The organism is Chromobacterium sp. ASV23 (assembly GCF_016428945.1).
In the GTDB taxonomy this organism is placed as follows: Bacteria; Pseudomonadota; Gammaproteobacteria; order Burkholderiales; family Chromobacteriaceae; genus Chromobacterium; species Chromobacterium sinusclupearum.
The window spans coordinates 1-13,450 of the sequence record NZ_JAELTR010000079.1 but is presented as its reverse complement, the minus strand read 5'-3'; the positions used below and the strand labels follow the sequence as shown (position 1 = coordinate 13,450).

Below are 13,450 nucleotides of genomic sequence, written 5' to 3'. Positions count from 1 at the left end.
CCCCCCCCCCCCCCCCCCCCCCCCCCCCCCCCCCCCCCCCCCCCCCCCCCCCTTTTGAGTCTCGTGGGCTCGGAGATGTGTATAAGAGACAGGCGTCGGGCTGTGCAACGTGGCTTCCGGCCCAAATCGGCTCAAACGCGATCCACTCAGCAAACGTCAACAGCCCCTAGCCCTTATCCTGGCGGCTGTGCCATTGTGAGAATATCCGGCCGCGGCGTTACTGCGCCGGCGGGAAGCTCCCTGCATCCTGGCAGTTTTCCACCAACAGGCCGTCCGGGCTGCTATTGGGGACATAGACCTGGTTGACCGGCGACGGCGGGTAGTCCGGATCGGGCGCGCAGGCGGCGCTCTGGCCGGTGCCGACCGCCACCTGCGCGCCGGCTTTCAGCTGGCAGCGCACCACATGGTTGAGCTGGCTCCACGATGGGCAAATCGCGTTTTCGGCGCGGTATTGCGCCACCGGTCCCTGCGGTTGGCTGAACGACCACCAGCGTCCCATCTGCGAGTTGGGTTTGCTGTCGTCCCACACCCGGTACACGAGCACGGCGGCGCCGGCATCCTGCTGGTAGACCGCCCCTTCGCACAGCCCGCCCTTGCCCGGCGCGCCCACGGCTTGCGCCAGCAGGGCCGGGTTCTGCGCCGCGCTCATGCCCGGCGGCGGCGGCATCACGCTGCCGATGCAGCCGGCCATTTTGGCCGGCGGGTTGCTGGAACACGCGATCAGGATCAAGCTGAGCGAGGCGATTGCGGCGCGGCGAAGCAGGGCGGTCATGTGATGGTCTCCAGACGGTGAAAATCTTTTGGCATGTCTTGAAACATAGAAGATTTTTTTGTCATTTCCAGGGGCGTAAAAAAGGCGCCGACAGAAGTCGGCGCCAAAAGCTGCGGAAAATCTTATGATCAGGCCACGGCGGCGTTGGCCGCCGGCTTGCCCGGCTCGCCGGCATGGCCCAGCAGCTCGGCTTGCTTCGCCTTCGCCTGCTGGTAGTTGCGCAGCTTGATGTGGCCGAAGCCGCGCACGCCTTCCCAGGTCTTCATCCATTCCACCGCCTGCGGCAGCGCGGCCAGATTCAGCCGGGAGAGCACGGTGGGCAGCTGTTGTTCGAACTCGGCGATCAGCTGGCGCTCCAGCTTGCGGTCCGCCTGCCAGGCGAATGGGTCCAGCGCGCTGCCGCGCAGGAAGCGCAGCTTGGCCAAGGCCTTCATCGCCGGCATCAGCCACGGGCCGAAAGGGATCTTGCGCGGCTTGCCGCCGGTGAGCCAGGCCACGCCGATGTGGAAGCGCAGCTTGTAATCGCCGTCGAACTGGCTGGCTACGTCGCGCAGGAACTCGCCGTCGCTGTACAGCCGCGCCACCTCGTACTCGTCCTTGTAGGCCAGCAGATGGTAGTAGGCGCGCGCGGCGGCCAGCGTCAGCGCGGTGCTGCCCGGGTTGACGGCCTCCTCGGCCTGCTTCACCTGCTGCACCCGCGCCTTGTAGCGCTCGGCCAGCGCCTCGTTCTGGTAGGCGGTGAGCAAGGTGGCGCGGTGATGCACCACCGCGTCCGGCGTTTCGCGCGGCACGAACTGCACCACGGCGCTGGGGCTGACCAGCGCTTCCACGCGGGCCAGATCGTGCGCGGCGTGGCGGCCCCAGCTGAAGGCGTCCTGGTTGAACTTCACCGCGGCGCCGTTGAGCCGCACCGCTTCCATGATGGCTTCCAGCGATACCGGCACCAGGCCCTTTTGCCAGGCGTAACCGAGCATGAACATATTGCTGGCGATGGCGTCGCCCATCAGCGCGGTGGCCAGCCGGTTGGCGTTGACCTCGCTGAAGCGGCCGGCGCCGACGGATTCGATGATGGCATCCTTCATCGATTTGGCCGGGAAGCGCAGGTCGGGGTTTTTCAGGAAGCCGCTGGTCGGCGACTCGTAGTTATTGACGATGGCGTAGCTGAAACCCTCGCGCATCTTGGCCAGGGCTTCTTCCGCCGCGGTCACCACCAGGTCGCAGCCCAGCACCAGATTGGCGTCGCCGGCGGCGATGCGCACGGCGTGCAGCTGTTCCTGATGTTCGGCGATGCGAACGTGAGACCACACCGAGCCGCCTTTCTGCGCCAGGCCGGCCATGTCCAGCACCGTCACGCCCTTGTTGTCCAGATAGGCCGCCATGCCCAGTACCTGGCCGATGGTGACCACGCCGGTGCCGCCGACGCCGGTCACCATGATGCCGAACGGCTCGTGCAGCGCCGGAATCTTCGGTTCCGGCAAGGCCGGCATCTTGGCCAGATCGGCGCTGGCGCCGGCCGGCTTCTTCAGCTTGCCGCCTTCCACGGTGACGAAGCTGGGGCAGAAGCCCTCGACACAGGAGTAGTCCTTGTTGCAGCTCGATTGGTCGATCTTGCGCTTGCGGCCCAGCGGGGTTTCCACCGGCAGCACCGACAGGCAGCCGGATTTCTGGCTGCAATCGCCGCAGCCTTCGCACACGCGCTCGTTGATGAAGGCGCGCTTGGCCGGGTCCGGAAACTCGTTGCGCTTGCGGCGACGGCGTTTTTCCGCCGCGCAGGTCTGGTCATGGATCAGGATGGTGACGCCTTCGGTGTCGCGCAGTTCGCGCTGCACGCGGTCCAGTTCGCGGCGGTGGAACACGTCTATGCCGGGGGCCAGGCCCTGGGCGTGCTTGTATTTGTCCGGATCATCGCTGGTGATCACGATGCGCTTGACGCCTTCGGCCGCCAGCTGGCGCGTCATCATCGGCACGTCCAGATAGCCGTCCACGTGCTGGCCGCCGGTCATCGCCACCGCGTCGTTGTACAGGATCTTGTAAGTAATGTTCACTTTTCCGGCCACCGCGGCGCGGATGGCCAGGATGCCGGAGTGGAAGTAGGTGCCGTCGCCCAGATTGGTGAAGATGTGCTTGGTGGTGGTGAACGGGGCCTGGCCCAGCCAGGTGATGCCTTCGCCGCCCATCTGGGTGAAGGTCTTGGTGTTTTCCGGGCTGATCCAGTGCGCCATGTAGTGGCAGCCGATGCCGGCCACGGCGCGGCTGCCTTCCGGCAGCTTGGTGGAGGTGTTGTGCGGGCAGCCGGAGCAGTAATGCGGCACGCGGGCGATGGACTCGCGCGGCTTGACCAGCTGCGCCTCTTTATCGTCGTAGAATTTCAGGCGGTCGTGGATCACCGGGCTGTCGTAGATCAGCGCCAGCCGGCTGGCGATGGCGCGGGCGATCATGGCCGGCGTCAGCTCGCCGGCGGCCGGCAGCAGCCAATCGCCGTGCGGCAGCGCCCATTCGCCTTTCTCGGCGAACTTGCCCACCACCCGCGGGCGCACGTCGTCGCGCCAGTTGTACAGCTGTTCCTTCAGCTGGTATTCGATGATCTGGCGCTTCTCCTCCACCACCAGAATCTCCTCCAGGCCCTCGGCGAACTGGCGCACGCCTTCCGGCTCCAGCGGCCATACCATGCCCACCTTGAAGATGCGCAGGCCGATTTCCGCCGCCTGCGCTTCGCTGATGCCCAGGTCGTCCAGCGCCTGCATCACGTCCAGATAGCTCTTGCCGCAGGTGATGATGCCCAGGCGCGGCTTGGGCGAATCCAGCGTGATGCGGTTCAGCTTGTTCTCGCGGGCGTAGGCAAGCGCGGCGTACAGGCGGTGGTGCAGCACGCGCTTCTCCTGCGCCAGCGGGGTGTCCGGCCAGCGTATGTTCAGGCCGTCTTCCGGAATCGGGAAGTCCTTGGGAATCTTGAACTCGAAGCGTTCCGGCGAGATGTCGACGATGGCCGAGCTTTCGATGGTGTCGGTGATGGCCTTGATCGCCACCCAGCAGCCGGAATAACGGCTCATCGCCCAGCCGTGCAGGCCCAGGTCCAGCACTTCCTGCACGCCGGATGGGGACAACACCGGGATCATGCTGGCGGCCAGGATGTGGTCGGACTGGTGCGGGAAGGTGGACGATTTGGCCGCATGGTCGTCGCCGCACACCAGCAGCACGCCGCCGTGCTTGGAGGTGCCGGCCACGTTGCCGTGCTTGATCACGTCGCCGGAGCGGTCCACTCCGGGGCCCTTGCCGTACCACATCGAATAGACGCCGTCGTATTTGGCGCCTTCGAACATATTGACCTGCTGCGTGCCCCAGATGGCGGTGGCGGCCAGATCTTCGTTGAGGCCGGGATGGAACACCACCTTGTGGGCGTCCAGATGCTTCTTGGCCTTCATCATGGTCTGGTCGACATTGCCCAAGGGCGAGCCGCGATAGCCGGTGACATAGCCGGCGGTATTCAGGCCGGCGGCCTGGTCCAGTTGTTGTTGCAGCATGGGCAGGCGCACCAGCGCCTGAATGCCTGTCATCAGTACCTGGCCGGTGGGGGCGGTGTATTTTTCTTCCAGGTCTGCATGGCGGATTGACATGGTTTCTCCTCCTGTCGTGCTCGCTTGTGGCGATCAGCCCGCGGGCGGCCTTGTGGGCGGCGTGTGCCGGGCGTCTGCTGCGTGGCAACGCGACTGACACTTTATTTTTATACCGTGTGCCCTGGGTATGCGCGGCTGATGCAGCTTAGAGTGTTAACCCTAATGCCGCCAGACTATAGTTGACGTTTACGTCAACGTCAAAGAGATCGCGCGGGACAGCGCCTGGCAGTGCGGTTTATGTGCCAGTGCAGCAAAAATCCGTGTTTTGTTAAGTGTTTGTGAACGGACTGTGCAGGGTTTACTGATTATTCCTAGCGGACAAAACGGGTAAGCTGTCTGTTGGAGCATTGTTTTCGAGAATCCCATGTCTGTTTCTTCATCCGATGGCGCCGGTCGCGGCGTGCTGTACACCGTAGGCGCCTTCGTCTGCTGGGGACTGTTTCCGCTGTATTGGAAGCCGCTGCACAGCGTCCCGGCTTTGCAAATTCTGTGCCACCGCATCGTGTGGTCGGCCTTGTTCGTTGCCCTGGTGCTGAGCGCGCTGCGGCAATGGGGCGATCTGCGCGAGGCGCTGCGCCTTCCGCGCCAGCTGGGCATCTTCGCTTTGTCGTCGACCGTGCTGTCGCTGAACTGGCTGATCTATATCTGGGCGGTGAATGCCGGCCACGTGGTGGAGGCGAGCCTCGGTTATTTCATCAATCCCTTGGTCAATGTGCTGCTGGGCCGCTTGTTTCTGGGCGAGCGGCTGAGCCGGCCGCAGCGCCTGGCGGTGGCCCTGGCCGCGGCGGGCGTGGCCTGGCTGACCCTCAGCGCCGGCGCGCTGCCGTGGATCGCGCTGTCGCTGGCGGCCACTTTTGGCCTGTATGGCTTGCTGCGCAAGATGGCGCCGCTGCCGTCCTTGCCGGGGCTGGCCTTGGAGACCTTCCTGATGTCGCCGCTGGCGCTGGCCGCACTGTTATGGTTCGCCTGGCGCGGCGATGGTGCGTTCGGCCATTTGGGTTGGCAAGGCGACATGTTGTTGGTCGGGGCCGGGGTGGTCACCGCGGTGCCCTTGTTGATGTTCGCCGCCGGAGCGCGCCGCTTGAAGCTGGCTACGGTGGGGGTGATCCAGTACATCGGCCCCAGCATCCAGCTGGCCCTGGGCGTGTTGTTGTATGGCGAGCCGTTCGGCCCGGATCGCGCGCTGGGCTTTGCCCTGATCTGGGCGGCGCTTTTGCTGTATTCCGCCGTCGGCCTGCGCGGCTTGTGGCGCGGAAGACGCAGCCCCGCATCGGTCTGAAAGCCCCGTCCTGATTGAACAGCCCCGCCAAAGCGGGGCTGTTTGCTTATGGCGTTCGGGTTTTCTGACGAATGGCGGGTCCGCCTGTCCGAAAGTATGGATCGGGCTGGCTATAACCGAAGAAAGATGGTGGAGCGAGCGCGGTGCTGTGGCTGGTTTGCTTGGTGTTTTTGGCTAGCGCGGTGAGCGTGCGTTACTGGCTGCGGCAGCGCGGCGCGACGGCCTTGCGTCTGTTGGCCGGATTGACGGCGCTGCTGGCCTGGCTGCTGTACCCGCGCCTGCCGTTTTGGCTGTTGCCGTGGATGCCGGACGCCTACGGCATGGCGTGTTACGCCGCCTTGGTTGGCTTGCAGCTGGGCCTGACCGATGCGGTAGTGAAAACTTGGCTGGCGCGGCGGCAGCGCGCCAATGGCGGAAAGGAAAAGCGATGGTAGCCCTTTATCTCGTCAGTCTGGTGTTCTTCCTCACCGATATCATTACGCGGCTGGCGTTGCGCACCCGTTCTTGGCGCGCGGTGGAACTGACGCTGGTGGCCGGACTGGCCTTGGCCTGGCTGCTTTATCCGCACCTGAGCGATTGGGCGGTGCCGCTGATGCCCAGCGAGCAAGGCATGCTGCTGTACGCCACGCTGGTGGGCTTGCAATTGGGGTTGATGGACGCGGTGCTGCGCACCAGTCTGGGGCGCTGGCGGCAGGCTTATCAGCGGTCGCACGAGCCAGGACGTATCCAGCACTGATGCGGACAGCGCTGAACAATATGCTTGACGAGTAGTTGGCGAGCGCGCAGACTGCGCGCTCCCGCGCCGGAGGAGCCATCCGCCGGCGTCAGGGCAGTCCGGAAGCCGCAAGAGCCTTCCATCGCTCTTTATCGTTCTTTACAGGTACCGCCATCATGGCATCGTTCTTTATCTTCCTGTCGCGCCATCTGCAGCGCGACATGCTGGGCGACGAGTCGCGCCCAGCCGATCCGGCCTTGCGCCGATTATTCGCGCCCCTCCATCCCGACGATCGCTTCGAGCGCCAGCAGTTCTTGCAACGCGCCGAACAGCTGCGTCTGGAGAAGGGCGGCCTATGTTGAATCTTCCCTTGATCTCATCCCGCCTGCTGCTGCGCGATTTTTGCGCCGACGACCTGCCGGCCTATCAAGCGTTGCGCGGCACGCCGGGTTTTGGCCGGCATGGCGCCGCGGCCGAGCTGAGTCCGGCGTACTCCGCCATGCTGCTGCAGCGCTTCATCGAGCAGCAGCGCCCGCCGCGCCGCGCCTGGCAGCTGGCCATCGTGCGGCGCGACAACGGCGAGCTGATCGGTTCGGCCGGCTTGCGCGGCAGCGCCGCGCCCGGCGTCGCCAGCTTCGGCCTGGAGCTGGCGGAAGCGGCCTGGGGCCAGGGCTTGGCGCAAGAAGCCGGCAGCATGGTGTTGGACGCGGCTTTCAATGCGCTGGGCTTGAGCCGGATCGAGGCCGATGCCGGCGAAACCAACCTGCCTGCGCGCAAGCTGGCGGCGCGGCTCGGTTTTGTCGAGGCTCCGGCCCGCAACGGACGGGTGCCGCTGGCGCTGAGCCTGGGCATGCTGGGCGCGGAAAGCGACTGGCGGCTGGAGGGCAGCGCCTTGCAGCGGCAGGATGGCTGCTGGCGCTTGCTCAGCCCGGGACAAGCCGATTTCTATTATGCCAATGCTTTGCTATTGGACCAGCCGCCGGCGCAGCAGGGGCGGGAATACTGGGAAACGCGTTTTGACGCCGCTTTCTCCGGCCATGCCGGCATCCGCCACCGCACGCTGTGGTGGCTACAGACCGGTGAAGATTGCCAGGCGCGCTACCGCGATTGGCTGGACGTGGGCTATCGCTATCTGGAAAGCGTGGTGCTGCTGCTGGGCGAATCGGAGTGGCGGCCGGTTCCCGCCAGCCCCTGGCTGAGCATCCGCCCGCTGGCCGGCGAAGCCGACTGGGCGCAATGGCGCCAGTTGCTGGCGGATACGCGCGAGCCTGGCCATGCCGAGGCCGATTACCGCGCCTATCTGCAGGGTCGTCAACAGCGCTTGCTCGAACGGGAAGCGGCCGGGCAGGGCCATGTCTGGGGCGTGTTCGACGGCCGCGCGCTGCTCAGCTGCGCCGGCCTGTTCCTGTTGCCCGGCATGGCGCGTTTCCAGCATGTGACCACGGCGCCGCATGTGCGGCGGCTGGGGCTGGCCAGCCAGCTGCTCAGCCATCTGGCGCAATGGGGGCTGCAACGGAGCTCGCGGCTGGTCATCGTGGCCGACGCCCATTATCACGCGCTGGATTTGTACCGGAAGCTGGGCTTTGTCGAGGCCGGCCGCGAAGCGTCGCTGTGCTGGTGGCCGCCAGGCTGAGCTTTGTGGTTAGCAATGTGCATGGCTCATGATTTTGATGGTCAATTCCCAGTATTCGCTTGACCTTGATCCCGCTTTGAAATGAGACTTGCTCATACATGCCGCTGTCTTTGACTGCGGCTGGACTCAAGCCGCCATCCGAGCGGCGACACCCTTCAGGAGAAATGGGAATGACTGCATTGGCAGCGCTGCGCGGCGAGTTCGACGCGCTCAACCACGAATATCTGGCCATCCACAAGGCCAAGGAAGATCTGTTCTGGGACACCTATATGGCGGTGTCCGACGACGACGCCGGCTTCGCCCGCGCCGAAGCCGCGTTCAAGGATTTCATCTCCAGCCCTAAGCGGCTGGCGCAAACCCAGTCCGCCATCGCCCAGCTGCAGGCGCTGCCGTCCGGCGCCGAGCGCGACGCGCTGCTCCACGGTTTCCAGGGCTGGCGGGCGCTGTTTGAAAGCAACATCATCGAAAGCGAGGAAGCGCGCCGGCTGATGACGGAGCTGGTGGAGCTGGAGTCTCAGCTGTTCGCCAAGCGCCGCGATTACCAATTGCAGCACATCAACGAGGCCGGCGAGCGCGAGAATGCGACGTTGAGCGGCTTGTCCACCAATATGGGCACCAACCGCGACGAAGCGGCGCGCAAGAGCTCGCACGACGCCTTGCTGGGCCTGGAGCGCTGGGTGCTGGACAACGGCTTTCTCGACATTGTGGGCAAGCGCAACCAGCTGGCCCGCAGCCTTGGTTACGCCGACTACTTCGAATACAAGGTGAAGAAGAACGAGCAGATGACGCCGGATCAGCTGTTCGCCATTCTGGATGACTTCGAGGCGCGCACCCGCGACGCCAACCAGCGCGCGCTGGACGAGCTGCAGGCCAAGCATGGCGCCGCTGCCTTGCAGGGCCACAACCTGCGCTTCCATATGAGCGGCGACGTCACCCGCCAGATCGATCCCTACCTGCCGTTCTCCAAGGCGGTGGAACGCTGGGTGCTGAGTTTCCGCCGCCTGGGCATCCAGTACCGCGGCGCGACGATGCAGCTGGACTTGATCGAGCGCCAGGGCAAGTATCAGAACGGCTTCTGCCACGGTCCGATTCCGTCCTTCTTCGACGGCGAAACCTGGGTGCCCGGCCAGATCAACTTTACCGCCGACGCCAAGCCGGACCAGGTGGGCAGCGGCGCGCGCGCCATCAACACCCTGTTCCACGAGGGCGGCCACGCCGCGCACTTCGCCAATGTGACGCAGAATTCGCCGTGCTTCTCGCAGGAGTTCGCGCCGACTTCGATGGCCTATGCCGAAACCCAGAGCATGTTCTGCGACAGCCTGCTGGACGACGCCGATTGGTTGAAGCGTTATGCCCGGAACAGCCAGGGCGAGGTAATCCCGGACGAGCTGATCCGCACCCGCATCGAGGCCGCCCAGCCGTTTGCCGCCTACGCCGAGCGCTCCATCGCCGTCGTCGCTTACTTCGAGCGCGCGTTGTACGCGCTGCCGGAAAACGAGCTGACCGCCGAGCGGGTGTTGGAACTGGCGCGCAGCAGCGAGCGGCGCATCCTGGGCATAGCCGTCAGCCCGCGCCCGTTGCTGGCCATACCGCATCTGCTGAACCAGGAATCGGCCGCCGCCTATCACGGCTACCTGCTGGCCAATATGGCGGTGTACCAGACCCGCGCCTTTTTCCTGCGCGAATTTGGCTACCTCACCGACAACCCGGCCATCGGCCCGCTGCTGGCTCAGCACTACTGGGGTCCGGGCAACAGCATCAACCACAACGCCACGCTGCTGAGCCTGACCGGCGAGCCATTCAACGCCCGCTATCTGGCTGACAGCTGCAACCAGAGCGTGGAGCAAGCGTGGGCCGAGGCGCAGAAGCTGATAGCCGAATCCGCCGCGCGCGACTATCCGGCGCAGTACCCGGCCAATCTGGATGCGCATATCCGCCTGGTGCATGGTGCGGAGCTGATCGCCGACAACGCGGCCGGCGACGCGGCGATGTTCGACCGCTTCGAAAGCTGGGTGGCCGGCCATTATCCGGCCAGCGTGCATTGAGGCTGGGGTTGAAACGCAAAACGGCCAGGGAAACCTGGCCGTTTTGCTTTGGCGCGCCGGCAGCCCTTACTGCTGCCGGTAGATCAAGCGCCCTTCCAGCAGCAGCTCGCTCGGCGTCAGCGCCAGATTATTGCTGGAGGCGGCGCGGTCGAAGACGAAGCGCTGGCCCTGGTATTCGATCCAGGCGCAGATCGGCTCGCCCTGGAAGCGGCCGAGGATTTCTTCGGAGCGGACGACCTCGGCGTCGGCCGACAACATCAGGCCCTGCTGCGATTCGTTCTCCACTTGCCAGCTGTCGTTGTCCACCGGCTGCGGGTCGTGCCGGGTGGCGGATTTCAGCCACATGCGGAAGATCCACAAAGGCAGCACCACGCGATGCACGCGCTTGTCGTCGCTGATGACGCAGGCCACCGGGAAGGTTTCGCCGCATTTGGGGCAGCGGGCGTCGGCGGACAGGAAGATCTTGCCCTGCATCAGGCTGGCAATGCCTTCCATGTGTTCGGCGCTGACCATGGAGCGGCATTGCGGGCAATGCTTGCCGAAACGGCGCACGCTGTTGCCGTTGGCAAAGGTGAGCGGAAGGAAGCGGGAAATCTTGTCTGGTCGTGCCATTGCTGCATTGTTCCGGTATGCGGGGAAACGCCGCCGGATTGCTGCCGGCGGCAAGTCATCGATTATAACCCCTAGTCGCGGCAAGAGAAATCCACACGGCAAGCCAGCTTATGCGCCGCGCCGGGCGCGAGCGCGCGGGCGTCGTCGCCGGCGTTGGCGGTTTCGACGCAGACGAAGCGCCGCCAGTCGGCATCCGGCAGGTCCGCCAGCCGTTGCGCCTTGGCCGGCGCCGGGTTCCACACCACGGCGCTGTGCGAGCCGGTGCTGGTGATGCGGACGGCGCGCCGCCAGCCGGCATCCTGCAGCGTGATGGCGCCGCCGCGGTAGGCCACCAGGTCCACCTCGCCGTCAAAGCGGAACGGCAGGGCAGGCAGATTCAGCCGGCGATCGCTGAGCTTGTCGTGCGCCGGCGCGCTTTCCAGGCCCAGCAGGCTGACCTGGTCGATATCGGACACCGCGAAATAGCTGTGCAGCGCGGCGCTGACGGTTTGCGGCAATGCGCTGTGGTTGCTGGTGGCAAGCTCGATGGCCACGCCGTCCGGGCCGATGCGGAAGGCCAGCTCGGCCGACAGCTCGCCGTGGCGCGGTCCGTTGAGTTTCACGTGGAACACTTCGCCGTCGCGGGACGCCTCGGCCAGCTTCCACAGTTGCTGGCGGGCCACGCCGTGCGCCGGTTGCGCGGCGTCGGACGGATGGGCACCGAACCAGGGCCAGCACACCGGCACGCCGCCGCGTATCGCCTTGCCCGGCAGATACGCCGACTGCGGCGACAGGTAGAACAAAGGCGGTTCCTCGCCGCGGCGGTAGTCCAGCAACTGGCCGCCCAGCAGCGCGATGCGGGCGGAAAAGCCGTCGCCGGCCAGCAGAATCTGCTCCACGCCTGGCGCCAGTTCGGCCAGGCTCATACCTTGCGGGTAGGACATGTGCGCTCCATCGAAATCCGGAAAAAGACCGATGATAGCGCGTGGCGGTAGGGCCATGCTGCGGTGGATCAGGGTTTGGTCGGCGTTTCGCGATCGATCAGACCCAGCCGCAGCCACAGCGCGCGCAGCGTCCACAGCGGGCCGATCAGCAGGAATTGCAAATCCTGAGTGAACGAGGGTTTCCTGCCTTCGCGCGCATGGCCGACGAACTGGCCCACCCAGGCCAGCGCGAACACCAGCAGCGAGAGATAACCCAGCGGCCAGCCGGCGCTTTGCGCCGCGGTCAGCAACAGCAGCGCCACGCTGCACAACAGCGCCATCACCAGTGCGGCCTGGCGCGACAGCCGCCAGTACCAGGCCACGCCCGCCAGCACGGCCAGCCAGGCCCAGGGCAGCGGGCCGGGCAGGGCCATCAGCATGCCCAGCAGCGACAGCACGATCAGCGGCACGCACAGCTTGTGCATGGCGATGTTGAACGGATGGCGATGGCTTTCGTCGTACGCCTCCAGCCACTGCGGCAGGGTCATCATGGCTTGCCTCCGGTTTTCTGCGCTGGATCATCCAGCGATGCGGCCGCTCGCGCTACAATCGGCCATTCCCTCGAACATGGAGCCACGGTGTCAGACGCCCCGCAACCCCGTTACCAACGGATCAAGGACTACATCCTGTCCGGCATTCGCGACCGCCACTTCCTGCCCGGTTGCAAGATTCCGCCGGAGCTGGAGCTGGCGCGCCAGTTTGGCGTGTCGCGGATGACGGTCAACAAGGCGGTGCGCGACCTGGCTGAAGCCGGCATCCTGCTGCGTTTCGCCGGCGACGGCACTTACGTGGCGGAACGCAAGGCGGAGTCGCCGCTGTTGGACATCAACAACATCGCCGCCGAGATCGAGGCGCGCGGCCATCGCCATACCGCTCAAGTGATGGTGCTGGAGGCGGTGCCGGCCAGCGAGGAAGTGGCGTTGCGGCTGAGCGTGCGCGCCGGCGGCCTGGTGTATCACTCGCTGATCGTCCATTGCGAGGACGAGGTGCCGATCCAGCTGGAAGACCGCTATGTCAACCCGGCTTTCGCGCCTGACTACCTGCGCCAGGATTTCCGCGAGCGCACGCCCAACGACTACCTGATGCAAAGCTGCCCGCTCACGGATATCGAGCATAGCGTGGAAGCCGTGTTGCCGGGACCGGCGGAGCAGGCGCTGTTGGGCATTGCCGCCGCCGAGCCCTGCCTGTTGGTCCTGCGCCGCACCTGGTCGCACAAGAAGCTGGTCAGTTTCGCCCGGCTGACGCATCCCGGTCTGCGTTACAAGCTGCGTTCGCAAACGCGGGTGAAAAAGTAAATCGGTATATACAATTAATGCATTTGGGAAAAGGCTGCCAGCGGGCAGCCTTTTTTATTGCCTTGCAACATCAAGTATTTGTAGCGGATTTTACAAATCAGCGGCTTGACAGTGCTAAACCATGCGCGTATTTGTATATACAAATCACTGCGCGAGAAACCGATGCCACCGATTCATCCGCACCGCCCCAGCCTGTGGCTGAACGCCCGGCTGGCCACCATGGACCCGGCCCGCGCCGCGCCGTACGGCAGCCTGGAAGGCCACGCGCTGTTGTTGCGCGACGGCCACATCGCGGCGGTGTTGCCGCAGGCGGAGGTCGATCCGGCCGCGTTTGACGGCGAGGTGTTCGATCTGCAGGGCCGCTGGGTCACGCCCGGCCTGATCGACTGCCACACCCACCTGGTGTATGGCGGCAGCCGCGCGGCGGAGTGGGAAAAGCGGCTGGCCGGCGTGCCTTACCAGCAGATCGCCGCCGAGGGCGGCGGCATCGTCTCCACCGTGCGCGCCACCCGCTGGCTGGACG

The 13,450-nt window shown here is 65.4% G+C and carries 12 protein-coding genes and 1 pseudogene; 8 read left to right on the top strand and 5 right to left on the bottom strand.

Translation table 11 applies throughout. The annotated features are described in order from the left end of the window. Nucleotides 1–217 precede the first annotated feature (217 nt). Nucleotides 218–772 carry a hypothetical protein gene (locus JHD59_RS20255; RefSeq protein WP_199155561.1) on the bottom strand — a complete coding sequence of 185 codons (555 nt, stop codon included), beginning with the start codon at nucleotides 770–772 and terminating at the stop codon, nucleotides 218–220. Between the two features lie 128 nt (nucleotides 773–900). Then, nucleotides 901–4,386: an indolepyruvate ferredoxin oxidoreductase family protein gene (locus JHD59_RS20250; RefSeq protein ID WP_199155560.1), complete on the bottom strand. Its 3,486-nt coding sequence runs from the start codon at nucleotides 4,384–4,386 to the stop codon at nucleotides 901–903. 364 nt (nucleotides 4,387–4,750) lie between these two features. Here JHD59_RS20250 and rarD point away from each other — a divergent pair, with 364 nt between their 5' ends. The 6 genes from rarD to JHD59_RS20220 all read left to right on the top strand — a co-directional run bounded on the left by rarD (nucleotide 4,751) and on the right by JHD59_RS20220 (nucleotide 10,058). Then, nucleotides 4,751–5,665 carry an EamA family transporter RarD gene (gene rarD / locus JHD59_RS20245; protein WP_199155559.1) on the top strand — a complete coding sequence of 305 codons (915 nt, stop codon included), beginning with the start codon at nucleotides 4,751–4,753 and terminating at the stop codon, nucleotides 5,663–5,665. Between the two features lie 143 nt (nucleotides 5,666–5,808). Beyond that, on the top strand, nucleotides 5,809–6,099 hold the full coding sequence (locus JHD59_RS20240) for a hypothetical protein (RefSeq protein ID WP_103318812.1): 291 nt from the start codon (nucleotides 5,809–5,811) through the stop codon (nucleotides 6,097–6,099). After that, a complete protein-coding gene (locus JHD59_RS20235) occupies nucleotides 6,093–6,401 on the top strand; it encodes a hypothetical protein (RefSeq protein WP_103318813.1) in 309 nt (102 codons plus the stop codon). The genes JHD59_RS20240 and JHD59_RS20235 overlap by 7 nt, the downstream gene beginning before the upstream one ends. A 155-nt stretch (nucleotides 6,402–6,556) precedes the next feature. Then, nucleotides 6,557–6,742: a hypothetical protein gene (locus JHD59_RS20230; RefSeq protein WP_199155558.1), complete on the top strand. Its 186-nt coding sequence runs from the start codon at nucleotides 6,557–6,559 to the stop codon at nucleotides 6,740–6,742. Beyond that, nucleotides 6,736–8,013: a GNAT family N-acetyltransferase gene (locus JHD59_RS20225; protein ID WP_199155557.1), complete on the top strand. Its 1,278-nt coding sequence runs from the start codon at nucleotides 6,736–6,738 to the stop codon at nucleotides 8,011–8,013. Before JHD59_RS20230 ends, JHD59_RS20225 begins: the two co-directional genes overlap by 7 nt. Nucleotides 8,014–8,183: 170 nt before the next feature. Then, the gene (locus tag JHD59_RS20220; RefSeq protein WP_199155556.1) at nucleotides 8,184–10,058 is read left to right on the top strand and encodes a M3 family metallopeptidase; all 1,875 of its coding nucleotides are present in this window, start codon (nucleotides 8,184–8,186) and stop codon (nucleotides 10,056–10,058) included. A gap of 66 nt (nucleotides 10,059–10,124) precedes the next feature. On the opposite strand, the gene JHD59_RS20215 is transcribed toward JHD59_RS20220, so the two are convergent. From JHD59_RS20215 to JHD59_RS20205, 3 genes are all read right to left on the bottom strand, one after another. Next, on the bottom strand, nucleotides 10,125–10,670 hold the full coding sequence (locus JHD59_RS20215) for a hypothetical protein (RefSeq protein WP_199155555.1): 546 nt from the start codon (nucleotides 10,668–10,670) through the stop codon (nucleotides 10,125–10,127). Between the two features lie 71 nt (nucleotides 10,671–10,741). Then, nucleotides 10,742–11,593, bottom strand: a complete 852-nt coding sequence (locus JHD59_RS20210) for a D-hexose-6-phosphate mutarotase (protein ID WP_199155554.1) — start codon at nucleotides 11,591–11,593, stop codon at nucleotides 10,742–10,744. A 68-nt stretch (nucleotides 11,594–11,661) separates the two neighbouring features. After that, nucleotides 11,662–12,123 (bottom strand): DUF962 domain-containing protein, encoded by a 462-nt coding sequence (locus JHD59_RS20205; protein WP_199155553.1) that lies wholly within the window; start codon nucleotides 12,121–12,123, stop codon nucleotides 11,662–11,664. Nucleotides 12,124–12,210: 87 nt separating this feature from the next. On the opposite strand from JHD59_RS20205, the gene hutC reads away from it, so the two are divergent. Together hutC and JHD59_RS20195 are read left to right on the top strand one after the other, a co-directional pair. Continuing rightward, nucleotides 12,211–12,927, top strand: coding sequence for a histidine utilization repressor (hutC, locus tag JHD59_RS20200; RefSeq protein ID WP_199155552.1), 717 nt, complete (start codon nucleotides 12,211–12,213; stop codon nucleotides 12,925–12,927). A 162-nt stretch (nucleotides 12,928–13,089) separates the two neighbouring features. Then, nucleotides 13,090–13,450 (top strand): annotated as a pseudogene (locus tag JHD59_RS20195) (imidazolonepropionase); the annotation flags it as partial.

Excerpts from the sequence above, each read along its gene's own strand:
- JHD59_RS20255 (WP_199155561.1), bottom strand. The coding sequence starts at position 772 with ATGACCGCCCTGCTTCGCCGCGCCGCAATCGCCTCGCTCAGCTTGATC.
- JHD59_RS20250 (WP_199155560.1), bottom strand. The coding sequence starts at position 4,386 with ATGTCAATCCGCCATGCAGACCTGGAAGAAAAATACACCGCCCCCACC.
- rarD (WP_199155559.1), top strand. The coding sequence starts at position 4,751 with ATGTCTGTTTCTTCATCCGATGGCGCCGGTCGCGGCGTGCTGTACACC.
- JHD59_RS20235 (WP_103318813.1), top strand. The coding sequence starts at position 6,093 with ATGGTAGCCCTTTATCTCGTCAGTCTGGTGTTCTTCCTCACCGATATC.
- JHD59_RS20230 (WP_199155558.1), top strand. The coding sequence starts at position 6,557 with ATGGCATCGTTCTTTATCTTCCTGTCGCGCCATCTGCAGCGCGACATG.
- JHD59_RS20225 (WP_199155557.1), top strand. The coding sequence starts at position 6,736 with ATGTTGAATCTTCCCTTGATCTCATCCCGCCTGCTGCTGCGCGATTTT.
- JHD59_RS20220 (WP_199155556.1), top strand. The coding sequence starts at position 8,184 with ATGACTGCATTGGCAGCGCTGCGCGGCGAGTTCGACGCGCTCAACCAC.
- JHD59_RS20215 (WP_199155555.1), bottom strand. The coding sequence starts at position 10,670 with ATGGCACGACCAGACAAGATTTCCCGCTTCCTTCCGCTCACCTTTGCC.
- JHD59_RS20210 (WP_199155554.1), bottom strand. The coding sequence starts at position 11,593 with ATGTCCTACCCGCAAGGTATGAGCCTGGCCGAACTGGCGCCAGGCGTG.
- JHD59_RS20205 (WP_199155553.1), bottom strand. The coding sequence starts at position 12,123 with ATGATGACCCTGCCGCAGTGGCTGGAGGCGTACGACGAAAGCCATCGC.